General features: G+C 63.9%; 28 protein-coding genes and 1 pseudogene. 26 read left to right on the top strand and 3 right to left on the bottom strand.

Annotation, left to right across the window (positions count from 1 at the left end):
• The first annotated feature begins 57 nt into the window (after nt 1–57).
• The 23 genes from rplN to glmM all read left to right on the top strand — a co-directional run bounded on the left by rplN (nt 58) and on the right by glmM (nt 15,698).
• The gene (gene rplN / locus QMG52_RS07120) at nt 58–426 is read left to right on the top strand and encodes a 50S ribosomal protein L14 (RefSeq protein WP_283559729.1); all 369 of its coding nucleotides are present in this window, start codon (nt 58–60) and stop codon (nt 424–426) included.
• Nucleotides 427–429: 3 nt separating this feature from the next.
• Nucleotides 430–810 carry a 50S ribosomal protein L24 gene (rplX, locus tag QMG52_RS07115; protein ID WP_283559728.1) on the top strand — a complete coding sequence of 127 codons (381 nt, stop codon included), beginning with the start codon at nt 430–432 and terminating at the stop codon, nt 808–810.
• A complete protein-coding gene (rplE, locus tag QMG52_RS07110) occupies nt 807–1,406 on the top strand; it encodes a 50S ribosomal protein L5 (protein ID WP_283559727.1) in 600 nt (199 codons plus the stop codon). Before rplX ends, rplE begins: the two co-directional genes overlap by 4 nt.
• A 108-nt stretch (nt 1,407–1,514) precedes the next feature.
• The gene (gene rpsH / locus QMG52_RS07105) at nt 1,515–1,913 is read left to right on the top strand and encodes a 30S ribosomal protein S8 (protein ID WP_283559726.1); all 399 of its coding nucleotides are present in this window, start codon (nt 1,515–1,517) and stop codon (nt 1,911–1,913) included.
• 18 nt (nt 1,914–1,931) lie between these two features.
• Nucleotides 1,932–2,468: a 50S ribosomal protein L6 gene (rplF, locus tag QMG52_RS07100; protein WP_283559725.1), complete on the top strand. Its 537-nt coding sequence runs from the start codon at nt 1,932–1,934 to the stop codon at nt 2,466–2,468.
• A 2-nt stretch (nt 2,469–2,470) separates the two neighbouring features.
• Complete coding sequence (rplR, locus tag QMG52_RS07095; RefSeq protein WP_283559724.1) at nt 2,471–2,842, top strand: 50S ribosomal protein L18; 372 nt, start codon at nt 2,471–2,473, stop codon at nt 2,840–2,842.
• On the top strand, nt 2,839–3,624 hold the full coding sequence (gene rpsE / locus QMG52_RS07090; protein WP_434614945.1) for a 30S ribosomal protein S5: 786 nt from the start codon (nt 2,839–2,841) through the stop codon (nt 3,622–3,624). Before rplR ends, rpsE begins: the two co-directional genes overlap by 4 nt.
• Nucleotides 3,624–3,836 (top strand): 50S ribosomal protein L30, encoded by a 213-nt coding sequence (gene rpmD, locus QMG52_RS07085; protein WP_283559722.1) that lies wholly within the window; start codon nt 3,624–3,626, stop codon nt 3,834–3,836. The genes rpsE and rpmD overlap by 1 nt, the downstream gene beginning before the upstream one ends.
• Nucleotides 3,837–3,838: 2 nt before the next feature.
• Nucleotides 3,839–4,336 carry a 50S ribosomal protein L15 gene (rplO, locus tag QMG52_RS07080; RefSeq protein ID WP_283559721.1) on the top strand — a complete coding sequence of 166 codons (498 nt, stop codon included), beginning with the start codon at nt 3,839–3,841 and terminating at the stop codon, nt 4,334–4,336.
• A gap of 209 nt (nt 4,337–4,545) precedes the next feature.
• The gene (secY, locus tag QMG52_RS07075; RefSeq protein ID WP_283559720.1) at nt 4,546–5,871 is read left to right on the top strand and encodes a preprotein translocase subunit SecY; all 1,326 of its coding nucleotides are present in this window, start codon (nt 4,546–4,548) and stop codon (nt 5,869–5,871) included.
• Between the two features lie 5 nt (nt 5,872–5,876).
• Complete coding sequence (locus tag QMG52_RS07070; RefSeq protein ID WP_434621635.1) at nt 5,877–6,446, top strand: adenylate kinase; 570 nt, start codon at nt 5,877–5,879, stop codon at nt 6,444–6,446.
• A gap of 82 nt (nt 6,447–6,528) precedes the next feature.
• Nucleotides 6,529–7,371, top strand: coding sequence for a type I methionyl aminopeptidase (gene map, locus QMG52_RS07065; protein WP_283559718.1), 843 nt, complete (start codon nt 6,529–6,531; stop codon nt 7,369–7,371).
• 39 nt (nt 7,372–7,410) lie between these two features.
• The gene (locus tag QMG52_RS07060; RefSeq protein ID WP_283559717.1) at nt 7,411–8,388 is read left to right on the top strand and encodes a P1 family peptidase; all 978 of its coding nucleotides are present in this window, start codon (nt 7,411–7,413) and stop codon (nt 8,386–8,388) included.
• Between the two features lie 234 nt (nt 8,389–8,622).
• The gene (gene infA, locus QMG52_RS07055) at nt 8,623–8,844 is read left to right on the top strand and encodes a translation initiation factor IF-1 (protein WP_009358723.1); all 222 of its coding nucleotides are present in this window, start codon (nt 8,623–8,625) and stop codon (nt 8,842–8,844) included.
• Between the two features lie 30 nt (nt 8,845–8,874).
• Complete coding sequence (gene rpmJ, locus QMG52_RS07050; protein WP_009358722.1) at nt 8,875–8,988, top strand: 50S ribosomal protein L36; 114 nt, start codon at nt 8,875–8,877, stop codon at nt 8,986–8,988.
• Nucleotides 8,989–9,192: 204 nt separating this feature from the next.
• A complete protein-coding gene (rpsM, locus tag QMG52_RS07045; protein ID WP_196396962.1) occupies nt 9,193–9,570 on the top strand; it encodes a 30S ribosomal protein S13 in 378 nt (125 codons plus the stop codon).
• Nucleotides 9,571–9,622: 52 nt separating this feature from the next.
• Nucleotides 9,623–10,024 (top strand): 30S ribosomal protein S11, encoded by a 402-nt coding sequence (gene rpsK / locus QMG52_RS07040; protein ID WP_028265083.1) that lies wholly within the window; start codon nt 9,623–9,625, stop codon nt 10,022–10,024.
• Between the two features lie 153 nt (nt 10,025–10,177).
• Nucleotides 10,178–11,188, top strand: coding sequence for a DNA-directed RNA polymerase subunit alpha (locus QMG52_RS07035; protein ID WP_283559716.1), 1,011 nt, complete (start codon nt 10,178–10,180; stop codon nt 11,186–11,188).
• Between the two features lie 81 nt (nt 11,189–11,269).
• Nucleotides 11,270–11,875: a 50S ribosomal protein L17 gene (gene rplQ, locus QMG52_RS07030; RefSeq protein ID WP_283559715.1), complete on the top strand. Its 606-nt coding sequence runs from the start codon at nt 11,270–11,272 to the stop codon at nt 11,873–11,875.
• Between the two features lie 50 nt (nt 11,876–11,925).
• Nucleotides 11,926–12,816 carry a tRNA pseudouridine(38-40) synthase TruA gene (gene truA, locus QMG52_RS07025; protein WP_283559714.1) on the top strand — a complete coding sequence of 297 codons (891 nt, stop codon included), beginning with the start codon at nt 11,926–11,928 and terminating at the stop codon, nt 12,814–12,816.
• Between the two features lie 339 nt (nt 12,817–13,155).
• Nucleotides 13,156–13,599, top strand: coding sequence for a 50S ribosomal protein L13 (gene rplM, locus QMG52_RS07020; protein ID WP_283559713.1), 444 nt, complete (start codon nt 13,156–13,158; stop codon nt 13,597–13,599).
• A 39-nt stretch (nt 13,600–13,638) separates the two neighbouring features.
• Nucleotides 13,639–14,154 (top strand): 30S ribosomal protein S9, encoded by a 516-nt coding sequence (rpsI, locus tag QMG52_RS07015; RefSeq protein WP_283559712.1) that lies wholly within the window; start codon nt 13,639–13,641, stop codon nt 14,152–14,154.
• A 191-nt stretch (nt 14,155–14,345) separates the two neighbouring features.
• On the top strand, nt 14,346–15,698 hold the full coding sequence (gene glmM, locus QMG52_RS07010; RefSeq protein ID WP_283559711.1) for a phosphoglucosamine mutase: 1,353 nt from the start codon (nt 14,346–14,348) through the stop codon (nt 15,696–15,698).
• A gap of 55 nt (nt 15,699–15,753) precedes the next feature.
• Here glmM and QMG52_RS07005 read toward each other — a convergent pair.
• From QMG52_RS07005 to coaA, 3 genes and pseudogenes are all read right to left on the bottom strand, one after another.
• Nucleotides 15,754–15,910, bottom strand: a pseudogene (locus QMG52_RS07005) (MscL family protein); the annotation flags it as partial.
• Between the two features lie 71 nt (nt 15,911–15,981).
• Complete coding sequence (locus QMG52_RS07000; protein WP_283559710.1) at nt 15,982–16,851, bottom strand: M15 family metallopeptidase; 870 nt, start codon at nt 16,849–16,851, stop codon at nt 15,982–15,984.
• Between the two features lie 2 nt (nt 16,852–16,853).
• A complete protein-coding gene (coaA, locus tag QMG52_RS06995; RefSeq protein WP_283559709.1) occupies nt 16,854–17,822 on the bottom strand; it encodes a type I pantothenate kinase in 969 nt (322 codons plus the stop codon).
• Nucleotides 17,823–17,919: 97 nt separating this feature from the next.
• Here coaA and glmS point away from each other — a divergent pair, with 97 nt between their 5' ends.
• The 3 genes from glmS (at nt 17,920) to QMG52_RS06980 (ending at nt 22,216) form a co-directional block, all read left to right on the top strand.
• Nucleotides 17,920–19,824: a glutamine--fructose-6-phosphate transaminase (isomerizing) gene (gene glmS / locus QMG52_RS06990; RefSeq protein WP_283559708.1), complete on the top strand. Its 1,905-nt coding sequence runs from the start codon at nt 17,920–17,922 to the stop codon at nt 19,822–19,824.
• A 273-nt stretch (nt 19,825–20,097) separates the two neighbouring features.
• Complete coding sequence (locus QMG52_RS06985) at nt 20,098–20,445, top strand: holo-ACP synthase (RefSeq protein WP_283559707.1); 348 nt, start codon at nt 20,098–20,100, stop codon at nt 20,443–20,445.
• A 1-nt stretch (nt 20,446) separates the two neighbouring features.
• Nucleotides 20,447–22,216 carry a bifunctional ADP-dependent NAD(P)H-hydrate dehydratase/NAD(P)H-hydrate epimerase gene (locus QMG52_RS06980; protein WP_283559706.1) on the top strand — a complete coding sequence of 590 codons (1,770 nt, stop codon included), beginning with the start codon at nt 20,447–20,449 and terminating at the stop codon, nt 22,214–22,216.
• Nucleotides 22,217–22,285 lie beyond the last annotated feature (69 nt).

Raw genomic sequence — 22,285 nt, 5'->3', positions numbered from 1 at the left:
CAAATATCCGTTCCGCAAGGCTCGTTGAGAGAACCGGCGCGACGACAGGAGTACTAAGTGATTCAGCAGGAGTCGCGACTTAAGATCGCTGACAACACGGGGGCCAAGGAAATCCTGACCATCCGTGTTCTCGGCGGGTCTGGCCGTCGCTACGCAGGCATCGGTGACGTTATTGTCGCCACCGTCAAGGATGCAATCCCGGGCGGAAACGTCAAGAAGGGTGACGTCGTCAAGGCCGTCATCGTTCGCACCAAGAAGGAACGCCGCCGCGCGGATGGTTCCTACATTAAATTTGATGAGAACGCTGCGGTGATTCTGAAGAACGACGGCGACCCCCGCGGTACCCGTATCTTCGGTCCCGTTGGCCGTGAACTTCGCGACAAGAAGTTCATGAAGATCATCTCGCTTGCTCCGGAGGTGCTCTAAACCATGGGACAGAAAACAGTGAAGCTCAAGATCAAAAAGGGTGACCTGGTTCAGGTCATGTCCGGCGCCAAGCAGGAGCGCGGCGGAGACCGCGGCAAGCAGGGCAAGGTTCTGCGCGTTTTCCCGGAGACGAACCGCGTGCTGGTGGAGGGCGTCAACCGGGTCACGAAGCACACCAAGGCTGGGCAGTCGCAGGGCGGCACCAAGACCGGTGGCATCGAGACGGTGGAAGCCGCTATCCACATTTCCAACGTCGCCGTCGTGGACCCGTCCACGAAGAAGCCGACGCGCGTTGGCTACCGCACCGAGACCGTCGAGCGCGACGGCCGCTCGCGTGACGTCCGCGTCCGTGTTGCCAAGAGCTCCGGGAAGGACCTGTCATGAGTGCAGCAGTAACTGAGGCCGCAGCCGATAACGCTGCCCCGAAGGTCGCGCCCCGTCTGAAGGCCCGCTACGCGGCCGAGATTAAGAAGACCCTGGCTGACGATTTCAAGTACGAGAACGTCAACCAGGTGCCCCGCCTGGTCAAGGTTGTTGTGAACATGGGTGTTGGAGATGCCGCCAAGGACTCCAAGCTGATCGACGGCGCTGTCCGCGATCTGACCCTGATTACCGGCCAGAAGCCCGTGGTCACCAAGGCCCGCAAATCCATCGCACAGTTCAAACTGCGCGAAGGCATGCCGATCGGTACGCACGCAACTTTGCGCGGCGACCGCATGTGGGAGTTCGTGGATCGTCTGGTGTCGCTGGCTCTTCCGCGTATCCGTGACTTCCGCGGCCTCAACGGCAAGCAGTTCGATGGCAACGGAAACTACACCTTCGGTCTGACCGAGCAGGTTATGTTCCATGAGATCGACCAGGATTCCATCGACCGCGTCCGCGGTATGGATATCACGGTTGTCACCACCGCAAAGACCGACGACGAGGGCCGTGCGCTGCTGAAGGCGCTTGGCTTCCCGTTCAAGACCGAAGATAACTAATCTACGTAACAGGTCCGGTATTCCGGTAGCAAGGCTTGTCGGGACCGAGGTCCCGACAAGCCTTGGCGCCGGGCAAGGAAACCGTTTCGAGGGAGGGCAAGAGCCCACATGACAATGACAGATCCTGTCGCAGATATGCTCACGCGTCTGCGCAATGCAAACTCGGCATACCACGATTCCGTGACCATGCCATACAGCAAACTCAAGGGACACGTTGCCGACATTCTCAAGGCTGAGGGTTACATCGCAGCCTGGAAGATCGAAGACGCTGAGGTCGGCAAGAAGCTGACCATTGACCTGAAATTCGGCCCGGAGCGCCAGCGTTCAATCGCCGGCATCCGTCGGATCTCTAAGCCCGGCCTGCGCGTTTACGCTAAGTCCACCACCTTGCCGCGCGTGCTCGGTGGCCTGGGTATCGCCATACTGTCGACGTCTTCCGGTCTGCTGACCGACCGTCAGGCCGCCAAGAAAGGCGTGGGTGGGGAAGTCCTCGCCTACGTCTGGTAACAGGGAAGGGAAAGAATAATGTCACGTATTGGACGTCTCCCCATCTCCGTGCCCGCCGGCGTAGAGGTCAAGATCAATGGCAGCGTAGTTTCCGTCAAGGGTCCCAAAGGCGAGCTGGACCACACTGTGGCCAGCCCGATCGAGGTCGCTCTTGAAGAAGGCACGCTGACTGTCAGCCGCCCCAACGACGAGCGCGCCTCGCGTTCGCTGCACGGCCTCACCCGTACCCTGATCAACAACCTGATTATTGGCGTTACCCAGGGGTACGAGAAGAAGCTGGAAATCGTTGGGACCGGTTACCGTGTCCAGGCGAAGGGCTCGGATCTCGAGTTCGCCCTGGGCTACAGCCACCCGGTTGCCGTCAAGGCTCCCGCCGGCATCACACTGACGGTAGAGGGCCCCACCAAGATCTCTGTCTCAGGCAACAACAAGCAGCAGGTGGGCGAGGTTGCTGCCAACATCCGCAAGCTCCGGAAGCCGGACCCGTACAAGGGCAAGGGCATCCGTTACGCCGGCGAGATCATCCGCCGCAAGGTCGGAAAGGCTGGTAAGTAATCATGGCTATGTCCGTTAAAGGCAAGTCCAAGTCCGCAGCACGCGGCCGTCGCCACCTGCGGGTCCGCAAGCGCGTCACCGGTACCGCGGTCCGCCCGCGTCTGGTGGTCAACCGCTCAGCGCGCCACGTATTCGTTCAGATCGTCGATGACAGCCAGGGTGTAACCGTGGCCTCCGCTTCGACGCTTGAAGCCGACCTGCGCGCATTTGACGGTGATAAGACCGCCAAGGCCAAGCGCGTTGGCGAGCTCGTTGCCGAGCGCGCAAAGAAGGCCGGTATCGAAGCCGTCGTCTTCGACCGCGGAGGCAACCGTTACCACGGCCGCGTCGCAGCGATCGCTGAAGGCGCACGTGAAGGTGGGCTGGCACTGTGAGCGAAAACATCAACAAGGAGAACACTGTGTCTGAAACAAGTGCCGAAGGCACCGCAACAGCCGCAGCAGCGACCAAAGCCGCAGGCGCTGAGAATGCGGCAGCTGACAACGCAACCGCCGCAGCCGCTCCGGCGACTGCAACCGATGGCGGCCGTGGCGCAAGCCGCGGCGGCGATCGGGGCGGCCGCGAAGGTGGCCGTGGTGGACGCGATGGTGGCCGTGGTGGACGCGATGGCGGACGGGGCGGCCGCGAGGCCGAGAAGAACCAGTTCGTCGAGCGCGTTGTCAACATCAACCGTGTCGCCAAGGTCGTCAAGGGCGGTCGTCGCTTCAGCTTCACCGCACTGGTCGTCGTCGGGGACGGCAATGGCATGGTCGGCGTCGGCTACGGCAAGGCCAAGGAAGTTCCCGCGGCCATTGCCAAGGGCGTTGAAGAAGCCAAGAAGTCCTTCTTCCGCGTTCCGCGCATCGGCGGGACCATCCCGCACCAGGTTCAGGGCGAGGCTGCTGCAGGCGTTGTCCTGCTGCGTCCGGCTTCCCCGGGTACCGGTGTTATCGCCGGCGGTCCGGTCCGCGCCATTCTGGAGTGCGTGGGCATCCACGATGTTCTCTCCAAGTCCCTGGGCTCGACCAACGCCATCAACATTGTGCACGCAACTGTTGCCGCGCTGAAGGCCCTGGAAGAACCTGCCGCTGTGGCTGCCCGTCGGGGCCTGCCGCTGGACGAGGTTGTTCCGCCGGCCCTGCTGCGTGCCATGCAGAACCAGAAGGTGGGTGCGTAATGACGACACCGAAGAGAATCCAGGCGTCTGACGCGAAACTGGAAATCACTCAGACCAAGTCCACCATTGGTGGCAAGCAGAACCAGAAGGACACGTTGCGTTCGCTGGGCCTAAAGCACATCGGCGACTCCGTCGTTCGTACGGCTGACGCAGTGACCGTTGGCATGATCAACACGGTTCCGCACCTGATAAAGGTTGAGGAGGCGAAGTAATTATGGCTACAGACAAGACGACCGAGGGAACTGCCCAGGAGCAGACTCCCCAGAAGCAGACTGCTCTGAAGGTCCATCACCTGCGTCCCGCCCCCGGAGCCAAAACCGCCAAGACCCGAGTCGGTCGTGGTGAAGGTTCCAAGGGTAAGACTGCCGGGCGTGGTACCAAGGGTACGAAGGCCCGCTACCAGATCAAGGCCGGATTCGCCGGTGGCCAGCTGCCACTGCACATGAGGCTGCCGAAACTGCGCGGCTTCAAGAACCCGTTCCGGGTCGAGTACCAGGTCGTGAACCTGGACAGGATCTCCGAGCTGTTCCCCGACGGTGGCACCATCTCCGTGGCGGACCTGGTTGAGAAGGGTGCGGTCCGCAAGAACCAGCCCGTGAAGGTGCTCGGCACCGGTGACATCACCGTCAAGGTTGATGTCACAGTCGATGCATACTCAACCAGTGCAAAAGAAAAGATTGCCGCAGCAGGCGGAAGCACGACCGAACTTTAACGTTTACGAGTGAATCTGTCAGCAGACTAGACTCTTGGTGAGCGGGACGTGTTCCCGCTCACCAAGAGTTTTCGTCATCTAAGGTGCGAAGCACACCTGCTGCCAGCTGCACGCCGTCGTTCCTTTGCCGGCCGCGCCACCCATTAGACTCGGTTATTGGGCCTCATCGACCGGATCCCGCCTCAACTTACTAGACTTCAGGAGGACGCTTGCTTACCGCATTTGGCCGCGCCTTTCGCACGCCTGATCTGCGACGCAAGTTGTTGTTCACGCTGGGAATAATCGCTATCTTCCGCTTGGGTGCTTTTGTCCCCTCGCCCGGTGTGAACTACCGCAATGTCCAGGCCTGCCTGAACAGCGCCGACACGAACCAAGGCATCTATCAGCTGGTGAATCTGTTCAGCGGCGGCGCCCTGCTTCAGGTTTCCATCTTTGCCCTGGGCATCATGCCCTATATCACGGCCAGCATCATCATTCAGCTGCTGCGCGTGGTGATCCCGCGCTTCCAGGAGCTGCATCTGGAAGGGGCCCAGGGGCAGGGGACCCTGACCCAGTACACCCGGTACCTGACCATCGCCCTGGGGCTTTTGAATGCCACCACGCTGGTAACGCTGGCGCGTTCCGGACAGCTGCTGGGCAACTGCGGCGCCGCCGGCACTCCGACGGCCATCATTCCCAATGACAGCCTGATCACCACCCTCCTGCTGGTCATCACGCTGACCGCGGGTACCGGTCTGATCATGTGGATGGGGGAGCTCATCACGGAGAAGGGCGTGGGCAACGGAATGTCGTTGCTCATCTTTATCGCCATCGCGGCGCGCTTCCCCACCTCGCTGGGTGAAATCATCAAGACCAAGGGCTGGGGCGTCTTTATGACGGTCCTGCTGATCGGGCTCGTCGTCGTCGCTCTTGTTGTCTTTGTTGAACAGTCGCAGCGGCGGGTCCCGGTACAGTACGCCAAACGCATGATCGGCCGCCGCACGATGGGCGGAACCAGCACGTACATTCCGATCAAGGTCAATATGGCCGGCGTTATCCCGGTGATCTTCGCCTCCTCGATGCTCTACCTGCCGTCGTTGATCGCGCAGTTCGCCGCGCCCAAGAACGGCAGCGAGCCGCCGGCCTGGGTCACCTGGGTCACGAGCAACCTAACGAAGGGCGATCATCCGCTGTACATGGTGATCTATTTCCTGCTGATCGTCTTCTTCACCTACTTCTATGTGGCCATCACCTTCAACCCTGAAGAAGTGTCGGACAACATGAAGAAGTACGGCGGCTTCATTCCGGGCATCCGCGCGGGAAAACCGACCCAGGACTACCTGCAGTACGTTATTTCGCGCATCACGCTGCCCGGAGCCGTGTACCTCGGTTTTGTGGCGCTGATCCCGCTGATCGCTCTGGTCCTGATTCAGGCAAACCAGAACTTCCCGTTCGGCGGAACCTCGCTGTTGATCATTGTTGGCGTTGGGTTGGAAACGGTCAAGCAGATCGATGCGCAGCTTCAACAACGCCACTACGAAGGGTTATTGCGATGACGAGAATGCTGATTATCGGTCCCCCCGGATCGGGTAAAGGCACTCAGGCGGAACGGATTTCCGAGCGGCTGGGCGTGGTGGCGATATCCACCGGAGATATCTTCCGCGCCAACGTCAAGGGTGAGACGCCGCTGGGCATCGAGGCGAAAAAGTACATGGACAACGGCGACTTTGTCCCGGACAGCGTGACGAACAAGATGGTCCGCGACCGGCTGCTGCAGGACGATGTGCAGGACGGGTTCCTGCTGGACGGCTACCCGAGGACCACGGTTCAGGTCGATGAGCTCGACGACATTCTGGCCCAAGCCGAGTCGAGGCTGGACGTTGTGCTGCAGTTGACGGCCGACGACGACGAGCTGGTCAAGCGTCTGCTCGGACGGGCGCTGGACACCGGACGCAGCGACGACAACACCGCCGTCATCCGGCACCGTCTGGACCTTTACCACGGACAGACCGAAGCCGTCGTCGCACGGTATGCCGAACGCGGGATCCTGACGCAGGTCGACGGGATCGGTGAAATCGATGAGGTCACAGACCGCGTTATGAAGGCCATCGAAGTAGCCAAGACCGCCTAAATTTTGCGTAATCATGCACGCTGAGGCTCCTCCCCGCCAGGGAGGAGCCTTAGCTGTTTAGTCTTTTGGAAGGGACACTGCCATGGCTTTCGGCCAACCGCGGATCGAATACAAATCAAACGCGCAGATGCGCACCATGGCCGAGGCCGGCGTGGTGCTCAGCCGTGCCCTGGACACGGTGCTGGCGACCGCCGTTGCGGGAGCGACGACGAAGGATCTGGATGTTGCCTTCGCCGGCGTGCTCAAGGAAGCCGGTGCGACCTCCAACTTTCTGGGCTATCACGGGTTTCCGGCCACTGTCTGCACCTCGATCAATGAGGAGGTGGTCCACGGCATCCCGTCCGCGCGCGTGCTCAAGGACGGCGACGTCCTGTCCGTGGATGGCGGGGCGATCATCGATGGCTGGCACTCGGACTCTGCACGGAGCATGATTGTTGGCGCAGCGCCGGCGGCGGACCCGGCGGACCAGCGGCTCTCGGACATTACCGAGGAAGCCATGTGGCGCGGGATTGCGGCGATGGCTGGTGGGAAATTTGTCGGTGATATCGGTGCAGCGATCGATGATTACGTCAGCTCGGTGCCGGGGCACGCGCTGGGCATCCTGGAGGACTACGTGGGCCACGGCATCGGGAGCGCGATGCACATGCCCCCGGATGTGCTCAATTACCGCACGAGCCACCGCGGTCCGCGGCTCCGGTCCGGTCTGTGCCTGGCCATTGAACCGATGCTGGTGCGTGGGGGGCTGGACACCGAGGTGCTCGGTGACGATTGGACCGTAATCACGGCCGATGGCGCCAGGGCGGCGCACTGGGAGCACTCGATAGCGATTCATGACCAGGGCATCTGGGTCCTGAGCGCCGAGGACGGCGGGGCGTCCCGGCTGGTTCCGCTGGGCGTGACCCCTGTCCCGGTTCCCGCGGCCTAGTCCCGGCCGCAGGGGTGTGGATGCGGGCACAATGGAAGCATGAGTGAGACCGGCGGATCCATTACCGACGTCCCGGGCATCAGGGTGGGGCAGGTACAGCGCGTCGGCGACGGCTGGCTGACCGGTGTCAGCGTGGTGCTTCCGCCGCCGGACAGCATTGGTTCCGTTGACGTCCGCGGCGGTGGCCCGGGAACCCACGAGACTGATGCGCTGGATCCGACCACATTGGTTCCCACCGTGGATGCGGTGGTGCTGACCGGCGGCAGCGCCTTCGGGTTGGCGGCGGCCACGGGCGCGCAGCTGTGGTGCGAGGAGCAAGGCCGCGGCTTCCGGGTTCCGGGAGGGGTGGTCCCGATCGTGCCCGCCGCCGCCATTTTTGATCTTGGCCGCGGTGGTGACTTCGCGGCCCGGCCGGATGCGGCGATGGGGTATGCAGCCGCGGCTGCCGCCGGGGCCTCGGATGAACACGGTGGGGTGGCGCGCGGCAACGTCGGTGCCGGCACCGGGGCGGCGCTGGGTGGGGGCCGGTTCAAGGGCGGCACGGGCACCGCTTCGGTGCGTTTGACGGGAGCCAACCGGGACGTGCTGGTCGGCGCCTTCGCCGTTGTTAACGCTGCCGGGCTGCCGTGGCAGCCGTCCGCACCAGTGGACGGGACACCCGGCGGACCCAAGGAGTCCGCCGGGCTGAATACGACTCTCGTGGTGGTGGCGACCAACGCCGTGCTGACAGCAGCCGAAGCCAAAAGGACGGCGACGGCGGCGCACGCCGGGATGGCGCGGGCGCTGGACCCGGTGCATACCTTGGCCGATGGGGACACCATCTTCACCCTCGCCACCGGTGCCGCGGCGCTCGACTCCGGGACCGGTTCCCTGGTCGGCTCACTGATGGAACTGCAGGCGGCGGCGGCCACGGCGGTGCGGCTGGCCATCCTGGATGGCATCCATTCCGCCAGTGCCATTTCGACCAAGGCCGGCTCGCTGCCCGCGTACCCGGAGCCCGGGACGGAACGGATTTAACTTTATCCCCTGTCATGACGTAGAGTGGCTTGTTGGTTGTCTGCGCCCTCGCGTGCCTTCTCCAGAGTAGAATCCGCCCGCTGATTCGCATCAGTTGTGGATGGGCTCAGGGCTGGGAAGCATTTGTGACCGGGTGCCGGGGCAACTTAAACACCAAATCAGTAGTAAACCTAGCCCCCTGCCGGGATATTTACCAGATCTTCAGGCATGAGGCCGAACCAGTTAGCGGAGGATATGGCCAAGAAAGACGGGGTCATTGAGATCGAGGGCGTTGTGACTGAGGCTCTGCCCAATGCGATGTTTCGCGTTGAGCTGACCAACAAGCACATCGTTCTTGCCCATATCTCAGGAAAAATGCGCCAGCACTATATTCGTATCCTTCCTGAGGACCGAGTAGTGGTGGAGCTGAGCCCTTACGACCTGACACGTGGTCGTATTGTCTACCGCTACAAATAACCACAACTGCACAACACGCAAAGGAACGCCATGAAGGTCAAGCCGAGCGTCAAGCAGATCTGCGAAAAGTGCAAGGTGATTCGCCGTAATGGTCGAGTCATGGTGATCTGCGAGAACCCGCGCCACAAGCAGCGCCAGGGCTGATTTCCCTTTCCGGGAAATTCCTGACACTGCTTTACCCACGCAAGTAAATTAAAGGCAGCACAAGCTGAGCTGTCCCGATGGTTGCCCATCGGGTGTCGGGTCAAACCGAAACAGTCAGCGGACCCCCGGTCGGAGGCCGGGGCCACACGGAACGTGTGGGTGTACTGCTTAGGACCTCCGGTTTACACAAGGAGTACAGCCGATATGGCACGTCTCGCTGGCGTAGACCTTCCCCGCGAAAAGCGGCTGGAAGTAGCGCTTACATACATCTACGGCGTGGGCAAGACCCGTGCTCACAAGACTTTGGCTGACACCGGGATCTCTCCCGACGTCCGTGTAAAGGACCTGTCCGACGCTGAAATGGTTCAGCTGCGCGACTACATCGAGGGTAACTACAAGGTTGAAGGCGACCTTCGCCGCGAGGTGGCTGCAGATATCCGCCGCAAGGTTGAAATCGGCAGCTACCAAGGTATCCGGCATCGCCGCGGCATGCCCGTCCACGGTCAGCGTACGAAAACCAACGCTCGCACCCGCAAGGGCCCGAAGCGCACCGTGGCCGGCAAGAAGAAGGCCGCACGTTAACAACGCTGCGTTGACAACGTGCCTCACAAATAACTTTCTGTAGGAGAAAAGAATGCCCCCGAAGACTCGCGGTGCGGTTCGCAAGCCGCGCAAGAAGGACAAAAAGAATATCGCGCTTGGTCAGGCGCACATCAAGAGCACCTTTAACAACACCATCGTGTCCATCACGGACCCGAATGGCGCCGTCATCTCGTGGGCTTCCGCCGGCGAAGTTGGCTTCAAGGGTTCCCGCAAGTCGACTCCGTTCGCGGCCCAGATGGCTGCCGAGGCCGCCGCGAAGCGCGCCCAGGAGCACGGCCTGCGTAAGGTGGACGTCTTTGTGAAGGGTCCGGGTTCCGGCCGCGAAACCGCCATCCGTTCACTGCAGGCCGCTGGCCTCGAGGTTGGCTCCATTCAGGATGTCACCCCCAGCGCCCACAACGGCTGCCGTCCGCCCAAGCGCCGCCGCGTCTAAGCAATAGTGCCCGAGTTGGCCCGTCGCAGCTGTCCGGATTCTGAATCCGGATGGACCGTGACGGGCCAACTCGACGGGCGTTAAGTCTCAGACCGTCTTTTCCACCACCTGTGTTGCGTCATATAGCGGATGCTCGCTGAAAGGAAACCCCCAGTGCTCATTGCACAGCGCCCCACCCTCTCTGAAGAAGTAGTTTCCGATAACCGCTCCCGTTTCGTCATTGAACCGTTGGAGCCGGGCTTCGGTTACACGCTCGGAAACTCCCTCCGCCGTACCCTGCTGTCCTCCATTCCCGGCGCTGCTGTCACCAGCATCCGGATCGATGGCGTCCTGCACGAATTCACCACTGTTCCCGGTGTCAAGGAAGACGTCACCGAGATCATCTTGAACATCAAGAACCTCTCGGTGTCCTCCGAGCACGACGAGCCCGTCGTCGCCTACCTGCGCAAGCAGGGCCCCGGCGTCGTCACGGCCGCGGACATCGCACCGCCGGCCGGCGTCGAATTCCACAACCCGGATCTGCACATTGCCACGCTGAACTCGAAGGGGAAGTTCGAGCTCGAGCTGACCATCGAGCGGGGTCGTGGCTATGTCTCCGCAGCACAGAACAAGGCCGGTGATTCTGAGATCGGCCGTATTCCGGTGGATTCCATTTATTCGCCGGTTCTGAAGGTGACTTTCCGCGTGGAAGCCACCCGTGTCGAGCAGCGCACCGACTTCGACCGCTTGGTAGTCGACGTGGAGACGAAGCAGGCGATTGCACCTCGCGATGCCATTGCCTCCGCTGGCACAACGCTGGTTGAACTCTTCGGCCTGGCCCGCGAGCTCAATACCGCCGCCGAAGGTATTGAGATCGGTCCGTCCCCGACGGATGCGGCCTTGGCCGCTGATATGGCCCTGCCGATCGAGGATCTGGACCTGACCGTCCGTTCCTACAATTGCCTCAAGCGTGAGGGCATCCACTCCGTGGGTGAACTTGTGGCTCGCTCCGAGGCGGACCTGATGGACATCCGGAACTTCGGTGCCAAGTCCATCGACGAGGTCAAGGCAAAGCTTGTTGAGCTCGGTCTGTCCCTGAAGGATTCCCCTCCAGGATTTGACCTAGCAGCACGTGCCGCAGCCATCGACGAGAACGACGACGCATACGGCGACGACGAGCTCTAAAGACGAACACACTTCGGCCGGCCGGCCCCGACGCAGCCTTCTGCCACGGGCCGATCAGCCAACACTTGAGGAGAAAACACCATGCCCACCCCCACTAAGGGTCCGCGCCTTGGAGGCAGCCCGGCACACCAGCGGTTGATCCTGGCGAACCTGGCCGCAGCCCTGTTTGAGCACAAACGCATCACCACCACGGAGACCAAGGCCAAGCGCCTGAAGCCGTACGCTGAGCGTCTGGTCACCTTCGCGAAGCGCGGAGACCTGTCCTCCCGCCGCCGCGTCATGGGCCTGATCAGCAATAAGGGCATCGTCCACGAGCTGTTCACGGACATTGCCAAGGCCGTGGAGAACCGCGACGGCGGCTACACCCGCATCACCAAGATCGGTCCGCGTAAGGGTGACAATGCCCCGATGGCCGTTATTGAACTGGTGTTGGAGCCGGTCAGCGCGAAGCAGGCAGTCGTGGCCGAAGCGGAGAAGTCCGCCAGGGTTGCAGCTGCTCCGGCGGCCGAGCCCGTCGAATCAGCTGCTCCGGCGGCTGAGCCCGTTGCCACCGAAGCGGTGGAGCACGTTGCCGCCGAAGCGGCTGAGCCCGTTGCCGCCGAAACGGTGGAGACCGCTGATGCTGATGCCGTTGCAGCCGAGTCCGCGGACGTTGCCGGGACCGCCAAGACCGAAGACGAAAAGTAGATACTTCCCATGATTTCGGTTTCGCCGGGATCGCGAAGTAATTTAGAACCATGACTGATCAGGAATCCGCTGCCTCCGTAGAAAGGGGCAGCGGATTTTTGCGTATCCGCCTTGATATCAGTTACGACGGCGGCCCGTTCAGCGGGTGGGCCGTGCAACCGGGCCTGCGCACGGTCCAGGGAACGCTGGAGGAAGCACTGGCGCTGATGATCAGGCGCCCCGTCCGGGTGACTGTCGCAGGGCGTACAGATACGGGCGTGCACGCCCGCGGGCAGGTGGTGCACTGTGACCTGACGACGGCGGAATGGTTCGGCCTGCTCCGCGGTCACGATCTGGACCCGGCAGTCTCCTTGGTGCGCCGGCTGCGCGGAGCCCTGAGCCGGGGGCTCGGGAAGCTGACGGGCGTCATTGAGGTCCATGCGGCCTCCCTCGCGCCGGCGGGTTTCAACGCGAGGTTTTCGGCCATCTGGCGCCGTTATAGTTACCGGATTGCGGATGCACAGCTGCAGTGGGATCCGCTGCTGCGCTACAGCACACTGTGGTATCAGCAGGCACTGGACGTGGACCGCATGAACGCCGCTGCGGTCACCCTCCTTGGGGTGCAGGATTTCCGGTCCTACTGCAAACCGCGCGATGGCGCAACGACCCGCCGCGAGCTCCAGCGCTTCGAGTTTTCCCGCGGGGCGGACGGGATCATTACGGTGACCGTCCAGGCCGACGCGTTTTGCCACAACATGGTCCGCTCGCTGGTCGGGTCGGCGGTGCAGGTAGGCGAGGGGCTGGAAGAGCCGGACTGGCTGCATGAGCGGCTGCTGGCCCGCGCACGCAACGCCAAATCCAGACTCGCGCCGCCCCATCCACTTGTCCTTGAAGAGGTCCGCTATCCGGACGACGCCGGGATGCTGGCCCGGCAGGAGCTCACCCGGGCGATCCGGTCCTAACACTCCCCGCACAACAGCTGGGGTGTGTGGATTTCCAATCACAAGCCGCGGCAGCGCGCCGTCGGCCTATTCCCGGTCCACTGGTTTCGGTGCGCCGCAGTCGACGCTTTGACCTATGCGGGCCATCCACGCTATCGTTGATAGTCGTTGTGCGTGTCCTTTCTCGATACTGCGCGCCTGCCTGGAGACTCTGTTGCATGGGTCGCAATTCAGCAGGCGTGATCGGGATGCAAGGATTACTGGTTTTATAGAGCCCTCACCTCTGTTCCGGTCGCGCATAGATAGCAGGCGTAACCGACTATTATCGCCACCCAAGAACAAGAAACGAAGGCAAAAACCGTGCGTACGTACACCCCGAAGCCCGGCGACATCAAGCGCCAGTGGCTCGTCATTGACGCCACCGACATTGTCCTAGGCCGTCTCGCAAGCCAGACCGCAATTCTGCTGCGCGGCAAGCACAAGGCGACCTTTGCGTCCCACATGGACATGGGCGATTTCGTCATCATCATCAACGCCGAGAAGGTTGCCCTCACCGGCGCCAAGCTCGAGCAGAAGCGTGCCTACCGCCACTCGGGTTACCCGGGCGGCCTGTCCAGCGTCAACTACGCCGAGCTGCTGGAGAAGAACCCGGTCCGCGCCGTAGAGAAGGCCATCCGCGGCATGCTCCCGAAGAATTCCCTTGCTGAACAGCAGCTGGGCAAGCTGAAGGTCTACAAAGGCGCCGAGCACCCGCACGCTGCACAGCAGCCGACGACGTACGAAATCACCCAGGTCGCCCAGTAGTTCTGGCCACCACCCAATAAATTCATTTCAAGGAGAATTGTGGCTCAGAATACTGAAGAGCTGAACACCGAGGCCGCCCCGGCTGAGGAAGCGGTACCCACCAGCTACACGTCGGAAAGCGCCCCGGCATCGGACGCAGCCCCCAAGAAGGAGCGCCCGGCCCTCACCGTTTCCGGCGCAGCCGTCGGCCGCCGTAAGCAGGCAATCGCCCGTGTGCGCGTCGTCCCCGGCTCCGGCAAGTGGATCGTCAATGGCCGCCAGCTCGATGACTACTTCCCGAACAAGCTGCACCAGCAGGAGGTCAACGAGCCGTTCCGGATCCTGGACCTTGACGGTGCATACGACGTCATGGCCCGTATCCACGGCGGCGGCCCGTCCGGCCAGGCCGGTGCGCTGCGCCTGGGCGTTGCCCGTTCGCTGAACGAGATCGATGAGGACAACAACCGCGCCACGCTGAAGAAGGCCGGCTTCCTGACCCGTGACGCACGCGTCATCGAGCGCAAGAAGGCCGGTCTCAAGAAGGCCCGCAAGGCAGGCCAGTACTCCAAGCGCTAAACACCGCTTCGGCTGCGGCCCGCACGCAGGATCAGAAAGCCCGCTGGAACTACGGTTCCGGCGGGCTTTCCGCGTCCCGTCGCCTTCATCGATGACGTACTTCGCGCTCATGATTCTCGCGGCATGGGCGCGAAGTGCGACCTCGATCGGGTGAACGGGCGGAACAGCGCCATCGATTAGACTAGGGGGCGATGTCTAGATTATTTGGAACCGACGGTGTCCGGGGCTTGGCCAACGGCCTGCTCACAGCGGAGCTGGCACTATCACTGGCGCAGGCCGCCGCGGTGGTCCTGGGTCATGATCGGATGGCGGAGGGCCAACGTCCGCGGGCGGTCATAGCCCGCGATCCTCGAGCCAGCGGCGAGTTCATCGGAGCGGCGGTGGAGGCCGGCCTGGCGAGCGCCGGCGTGGACGTCTACGACGCAGGCGTGCTGCCGACCCCTGCGCTTGCCTTCCTGATCGCCGATTTGGGCGCGGATTTCGGCGTGATGATCTCCGCCTCGCATAACCCCGCTCCGGATAACGGCATCAAATTCTTCGCCCGCGGCGGGCAGAAGCTCGACGACGAGATCGAGGATGCCATCGAGGCCCAGCGGGAGCGCGAGATTTTCCGCCCGGTCGGGGTCGGTGTGGGCCGTATTCAGCGCTTTGCCGATGCAGAGGACCGCTATGTGGTCCATCTGCTCTCCACCCTGCCGAACCGGCTTGACGGCGTCCGGGTGGTCCTTGATTGCGCCAACGGGGCAGCCAGTGGATGCTCGCCGGAGGTCTTCAAGAGCGCCGGCGCCGAGGTCATTGTCATCGGCGCCGAGCCGGACGGCCTGAACATTAACGATGGAGTCGGTTCCACCCATCTGGGGCAGCTGCAGGCCGCCGTCCTGAGGCACGGCGCCGACCTTGGCATAGCGCACGACGGCGACGCCGACAGGTGCCTTGCCGTGGACCATGAGGGTGCGGTGGTCGACGGAGACCAGATCATGGCCATCCTAGCCGTAGCCCTCAAGAATGCGGGCCGGCTCAAGGACGACGTTCTGGTGGCGACCGTGATGAGCAATCTGGGGCTGAAGATCGCGCTCCGCGCCGCCGGTATCAGCATTCGGGAAACAGCGGTCGGGGACCGCTATGTGCTGGAAGCCATGCGCGAGGGCGGTTTCACGCTGGGCGGGGAGCAGTCCGGGCACGTCATCTTCGCGGACCATGCGACGACGGGCGACGGGGTGCTGACCGGGCTGCAGCTTGCCGCGCAGCTGGCACGGACGGGCCGGAGCCTGAAGGAGCTGGCCACCGTCATGACCAAGCTCCCGCAGCTGATGATCAACGTCAAGGGCGTGGATAAACACCGGGCCCAAACCGATGAGGGTGTCGGCGCGGCGGTGGCCTTGGCCCAACTCGAGCTCGGACAGTCTGGGCGTGTCCTGCTGCGCCCCTCCGGTACCGAAGCTTTGGTCCGCGTGATGGTGGAGGCGGGGGACATGGTCACGGCAACGCGCATTTGTGAGGACCTGGCGGCCGTCGTCGAATCCCGGCTCGCCCTGCAAAGCTGAACTAGCCACTGCCGTGAGCGCTACTGTGCTCGGGAGCGCAGCGAGTCCCGGAGACGAAGTAGATCGATGCGGCGATCAGCACAAAGTTGACGACGGCGGTCAGCAGGACACCGAACCTAACGTCGTCCCAGGCCAGCAGCACCAATGACCACGGCGACGGCAAGATCTACGACGTTGCCCTTCATAATGAAAGCTCTGAATCCCTTTAGCATGTCCCTAAGTTATCGCGCGGGTCCTCCGATATCTCAGGGACCTAGCCGTCCGGTCCCGGCGGCGTGTCGGACTACAGATACGCAGGCGCGGGTTCTAGGCCTAGATACTCCTCGTAGCTGCCGTAGCCCTTCGCCACGAGGTCGGTCGCCACTTCGACCCCTACATAGCGCAGATGCCAGGGCTCGGCGAAGAAGCCGGTCATGCCGTCCTTTCCCAGCTGATAGCGGACGATGAATCCGAACCGATGGCAGTTCCCGGCCGCCCACGCGGCGGCGGGCTGCTCCGCGAAGCAAGGGTCGAAGGCGCAGGCGCCGCCGGCATCACCGATGTCGAGGGCGAGCCCGGTCTGGTGTTCCGAGTATCCTGCCCTGGCGGATTTTGTGTCCGCATCGTCGCTGCCGAAGCCGGCCACATAGTTGTTGTAAAGCGCCAGCTGGGTGTCATAGGAGCGGTAACTGCTCAGCAGCGTCATGGCCGCACCGGCGGCGGCCGCAGCGGCGAACATCCTGCCCGCGGCGTCCGCGGCCTCGACGCGGAGCAGGGCTGTTTCGCCGCCGCTGCCGAGTACAACCTGCGGCTGGACAAGGTCTGGCGGTTCATAGCCTACGGGGTTCAGCGGATGGTGCTTGTTGACCAGCACCCAGGGACTGGAAGGGTCCGTCAGCGAAAACGTTGCCGTGAGTGCATGCACAGGTGAGGCCGCCGGCGATGGGGCGCCCCCGGCCGGTTGTGGGGAGGGCGCTGTAGACTCGCCGGAAACCGATGCGCCCGCGGGCGGGCCGTCCGCGCCCGGCGCTGCCGCCGCCGTCGTGCCGGGCTTTGAACCGGACGACGACGACGGCACGGGCCGGGCCGGCGCGGTGCAGGCAGCGAAAATGGCCAGGGCGGTGCCACCGACCAGGAATTTTGCCACCGAGCGGCGGCCGGGGAGCGTGGCCATGGCTATGTCTTGCGCAGCAGCATGCGGCGGATGGAATGATCTGCGTCCTTGGTCAGGACCAACTGGGCGCGGCCGCGGGTGGGGAGAACGTTCTGCGTGAGGTTGGGCTCATTGATCCGCTTCCAGATATCCACCGCCGTTGTCACGGCCTCGGCGTCCGAGAGATCGGCATAGCGGCGGAAATAGGATTCCGGATTTGCGAATGCGGAGGACCGCAATGACCTGAACCGGTCAACATACCACTGCTCTATGTAGGGTGTCTTGGCATCCACGAAGATGGAAAAGTCAAAGAAATCGCTGACCGCGAGCCCCGACCTCCCGTCCAGCCGCGGACGTGCCGGAGCCAGCACATTCAGGCCTTCGACGATCAGCACGTCCGGGCGCCGCACAACGACTTCCCTGCCCGGGACAATGTCATAGGTAAGGTGCGAATACCAGGGGGCGCGGACCTCCTCGGCGCCGCTCTTGACCGCACTGACAAAGCGCAGGAGGGCTCGCCGGTCGTAGGACTCCGGGAATCCCTTGCGCTGCATGAGCCCGCGCCGTTCCAGCTCGGCATTCGGGTAGAGAAAGCCGTCAGTGGTCACGAGTTCCACGTCGGGGGTATCGGGCCAGCGGCGGAGCATCTCCCGCAGCACCCTGGCGGTGGTGGACTTTCCGACCGCGACGGAGCCGGCGACGCCGATCACGAACGGGGTGCGGCGGACCTGTTCGCCCAGGAACGTTGTGGTGGCGGCGTGCAGCTGGCCGGCGGCGGCCACGTACAGATTGAGTAGCCGGGACAGCGGGAGGTAGACCTCGCGGATCTCTGTCATGTTCAGTTGGTCACCCAGGCCGCGCAGCCGCTGAATATCCGCCTCGTCGAGGGGCAGCTCGATCTCGTTGGAAAGCCGGGACCACGTCTGGCGGTCCAGCTCCACAAAGGGGGAGACGCCGTCGTTGCCGCTGGACTCGTTCCGTTGCAAAGTCACCTAAGTGATTCTGCCTTGTGCGGCGGTCATTGCGGAAATGCCGCCAGGCGTGGAGATCCTACGTCCTTCCTTGTGTGCGGCGGCTAGGCTTGAAGACATGTGTGGAATTGTGGGATATGTGGGCCGCCCCCGCGGCGGGAATGGTGTCGCGGCACCCGGGCATGGTGCGTTGGACGTCGTACTGGAGGGCCTGCGCCGGCTGGAATACCGCGGTTATGATTCGGCGGGCATCGCCGTCGTCGCGGATGGACACATCGAATCACGGAAAAAATCTGGGAAGCTGGCGAATCTCCTGGCCGTGCTGGACGCGAGCCCGCTGCCGGACGCCGTAACCGGCATCGGCCATACCCGCTGGGCCACGCATGGCGGCCCGACGGATCTGAACGCCCATCCGCACCTGGCCGACGTGGGCCGGCTTGCGCTGATCCACAACGGGATCATCGAGAACTTCGCCGAGCTGAAGTCTGACCTGCTGCGCAAGGGCCACACCTTTGCCTCGGACACCGACACGGAGGTCGCTGCAGTGCTGCTGGCGGATACCTACCGCGATGTCCTGGAGTCCGGCAACGGCCCCGAGGACGCGCTGTCCCTGGCTATGCAACGCACCTGCCGGCAGCTGGAGGGTGCCTTCACCCTTCTGGCCGTACACGCGGACCAGCCGGACGCCGTCGTCGCCGCGCGGCGGAACTCACCGCTGGTGGTGGGCTTGGGCGAGGGCGAGAATTTCCTCGGGTCCGACGTGTCCGGCTTCATCGATTACACCCGCCGCGCCGTCGAGCTGGGGCAGGACCAGATTGTCACCATCACACCGGAGTCCGTGGAGATCACCGACTTTCATGGGGCGCCCGCCGCGGGCAAGGAATACCACGTCGATTGGGACGCCGCGGCGGCGGAAAAAGACGGCTACCCCTCCTTTATGGAAAAGGAAATTCATGACCAGCCCGACGCCGTCGGACAGACGCTGCTGGGACGTTCGGACGTGCATGGCCGGCTGACCCTGGATGAGATCCGGATAGATCCTTCGCTGCTCAAGACTGTCAACAAAATCATTGTGCTCGCCTGCGGCACCTCCGCCTATGCCGGTCAGGTGGCCAAATACGCCATTGAACACTGGTGCCGGATCCCCACCGAGGTGGAGCTATCGCACGAATTCCGCTACCGCGATCCGATCGTGGATGCCCGTACGCTGATCGTTTCCATCTCGCAGTCCGGCGAGACCATGGACACCCTGATGGCGGTCCGCTACGCCCGCGAACAGGGCGCGATGACGGTCGCGATCTGCAACACCAACGGCTCCACCATTCCGCGCGAATCCGATGCGGTGCTGTACACGCACGCCGGTCCGGAGATCGCCGTCGCCTCCACCAAGGCATTCCTGGCCCAGATCACAGCCGCCTACCTGCTGGGGTTGTATCTGGCACAGCTGCGCGGGAACAAATTCCAGGGCGAGATCAAGGACATCCTCGCCGACCTGTCGAAGGCGCCGGCGAAGATCCAACAGATCCTTGACAACGCCGGGCAGATCAAGGAGCTTGCCAGGTCCATGGCCGGGACCAAGACCGTGCTGTTCCTGGGCCGCCATGTCGGCTTCCCGGTGGCCATGGAGGGCGCCCTCAAGCTCAAGGAACTGGCGTACATCCATGCCGAGGGGTTTGCTGCCGGAGAGCTCAAGCACGGCCCCATCGCGCTGATCGAAGAAGGACTGCCCGTGGTGGTGATTGTTCCCTCCCCGCGTGGCCGCGATTCCCTGCACGCCAAGGTGGTCTCCAATATCCAGGAGATCCGCGCCCGCGGGGCCAAGACAATCGTGATCGCGGAAGCGGGCGACGAGGCGGTCAGCGCCTATGCGGAGCACGTCTTCTACGTACCGGAGATAGCTCCGTTGCTGGCCCCCCTGCTGACCACCGTGCCGCTGCAGCTGTTTGCCTGCGAGCTGGCCACGGCTAAGGGCTTTGACGTGGACCAGCCGCGTAACCTGGCGAAATCGGTCACCGTCGAGTAGCCGGGGCAGACACGCTTCCGTGCCCCGACCCGATCCTGCCCCTGCCCCCTCTTGAGCCGCAGATGTGAACGGACTCGCGGGGGAATTTCACCAGCGCTCGTCCGGAGCTGCAGCATTCTGGCTTCGGCGGAGAAGCCAGCTCCGGCTGAGCTTGGCGCTCCGCCGCTTTGCGTGACGAGTCCGGGAACAGTGGCGGTGGCTCCCGCTAGCGCCTAGCGTCCTCCCCAAACTCGCTTCGCTCGTTCGGGGCCCCTCGCCCGCTAGGCTGGGACCATGATCATTGGGATTGGCGTGGACGTGGTGGACGTAGAGCGGTTCGGTCGCCAGCTGGAGCGAACGCCAGGGCTGCGGGAACGTTTGTTCGTGCCGGCGGAGCGGACACTGAACACCCGCTCGCTGGCCGCCCGGTTTGCCGCGAAGGAAGCCGTAGCCAAAACCCTCGGCGCCCCCGCCGGAATGAACTGGCAGGACTGTTGGATCGGTCTGGATGAACATGGACCCACCGTCCAGGTCAAGGACACGGTGGCCGCCGTGGCTGCCGCCAAGGGCGTCAAGCGCTGGCACTTGTCGATGAGCCACGACGGCGGAATTTCGACCGCCATGGTTATCGCCGAGGGATAACATGCTGCGCGCCTACAGCGGAACGGATGTCCGCGCGGCCGAACAGCCCCTGCTCGCGGCCGGGCAGGGCCCGGTCCTGATGCAGCGCGCCGCGCACGGACTCAGCCACGCCGTCGTACAGCTGCTCAAAGAGCGCTGCGGCGGTGTCTATGGCGCCCGAATCGTGGTGCTGGTCGGGAGCGGGAACAACGGCGCCGACGCTCTCTATGCCGCGGCGGCTCTGGCGGCGCGCGGAGCACGGGCGACGGCGGTGCTGGGCTCCGCGGGAGTGCATGCGGCCGCGCTGGCCGGTTTCCGCCGGGCGGGCGGCCGTACCGTGATGCTGCCGGACCCGGACGCCGGCGGGGCAGGCGGTCACGTGGAGGCTGAGAGAGACACCGCTGGTGGGGGAGACGCTGCGGGCGACGGTAGGGCAGACACCGCGGGAGATGCTGCAGGCGACGGCGAGGGATACGCTGCCGGCAACGGGGAGAAGGGTCTTTTCGGGGACGGCCCGGAAAGCGCCCAAGCCGACGGCGGTTGGCTGGCGGAGGCCGTCGCCGCAGACGTACTGATCGACGCGGTTCTGGGAACCGGGGCCCGCGGTGGGCTGCGGGAGCCGTGGGCGGCCGCCGTGAGATCACTCCAAAACCTTAGCGGCCCCTCTGTCGTGGCCTGTGATCTGCCCAGCGGTGTTGACGCGGACACCGGGGAGGTGTTCGAACCGGTGCTGAAGGCCGGGCTAACCGTGACCTTCGGAGCAGCCAAGACGGGGCTGTTTTCACCCCCCGGGGAGGGCATGGCCGGCCGAGTGCAGGTAATCGGCATCGGGCTGGAAGGGCAGCTCCGGGACCCGGCGCTGCGCCGGCTCGAGGCCGCCGATCTGGCCGCCCTGCTGCCGGCCCCGGATCGGGATGACCAGAAGTACACCCGTGGCGTGTTGGGCATCGTGGCCGGCTCAGCCCAATATCCCGGGGCCGCGCAGCTTTCCTGCGCCGGGGCGCTGGCCTGCGGCGTCGGCATGGTCCGTTACCTGGGGCCCGGGTCGGTGGCCGCGTTGATCCATGCCGGCAGTCCCGAAGTGGTCTGCAGCGAAGGCACCGTGGCGAACAGCCGGGTGCAGGCCTGGCTGGCCGGTCCCGGGATCAACGGAGACGGCCGCGTTGACAGGGGTGACAGCGGTGGTGGTGCCGGCGGTGACAGGCGCGGCGATGCCGGCGGCGATGACGGTCAGTTGCGGCGCTGCCGTGACGCCTTCGACTCGGGACTGCCTGTTGTTGCGGATGCAGGAGCGCTGACCGTGCTGCCCGCAAACGTCGGGGCGCACATCATTCTGACTCCACACGCCGGAGAACTGGCCCAGCTGCTCCGGCGCCTGGGCCGGGATGTCAGCCGGGAGCAGGTTGAGGCGCAGGGCATGGCCCATGCCCTCGCGGCCGCGAAGCTGACCGGCGCCACCGTTCTGCTCAAGGGGGCAACCACCCTGGTTGCGTCGCCGGGCGGATCCGTCTTCAGCCAGAGCGATGGCACGCCCTGGCTGGCCACCGCCGGCAGCGGGGACACATTGGCGGGAATCCTGGGCGCGCTGTTGGCGGCCCTGGCCGAGGACACCGGGCGTTTCAGCGCCTTGGGCATCGCGGCCGAGGACCGCTGGGCAGCCATCGGCGCCGCGGCCGCAAGTCTGCACGGCCGGGCCGGTGCGTTGGCCGGGGCCGGCGGTCCGCTGCACGCCAGGGACCTCGCAACGGCGGTTCCGCGGATCTGGCGCAGACTGCGCCCTCCGGCCCGGTAACCTAGGGGTGGAATACGCTAAGTTTCCTTAGCGTATGGAAGAGTCGTGAATACTTGTTGGACTGAGCTG

Origin of the sequence: Paenarthrobacter sp. PH39-S1 (assembly GCF_030063245.1) — a bacterium.
In the GTDB taxonomy this organism is placed as follows: domain Bacteria; phylum Actinomycetota; class Actinomycetes; order Actinomycetales; family Micrococcaceae; genus Arthrobacter_M.
The sequence above is the reverse complement of the archived record's forward strand: the minus strand, read 5'-3'. Positions and strand labels throughout refer to the sequence as shown.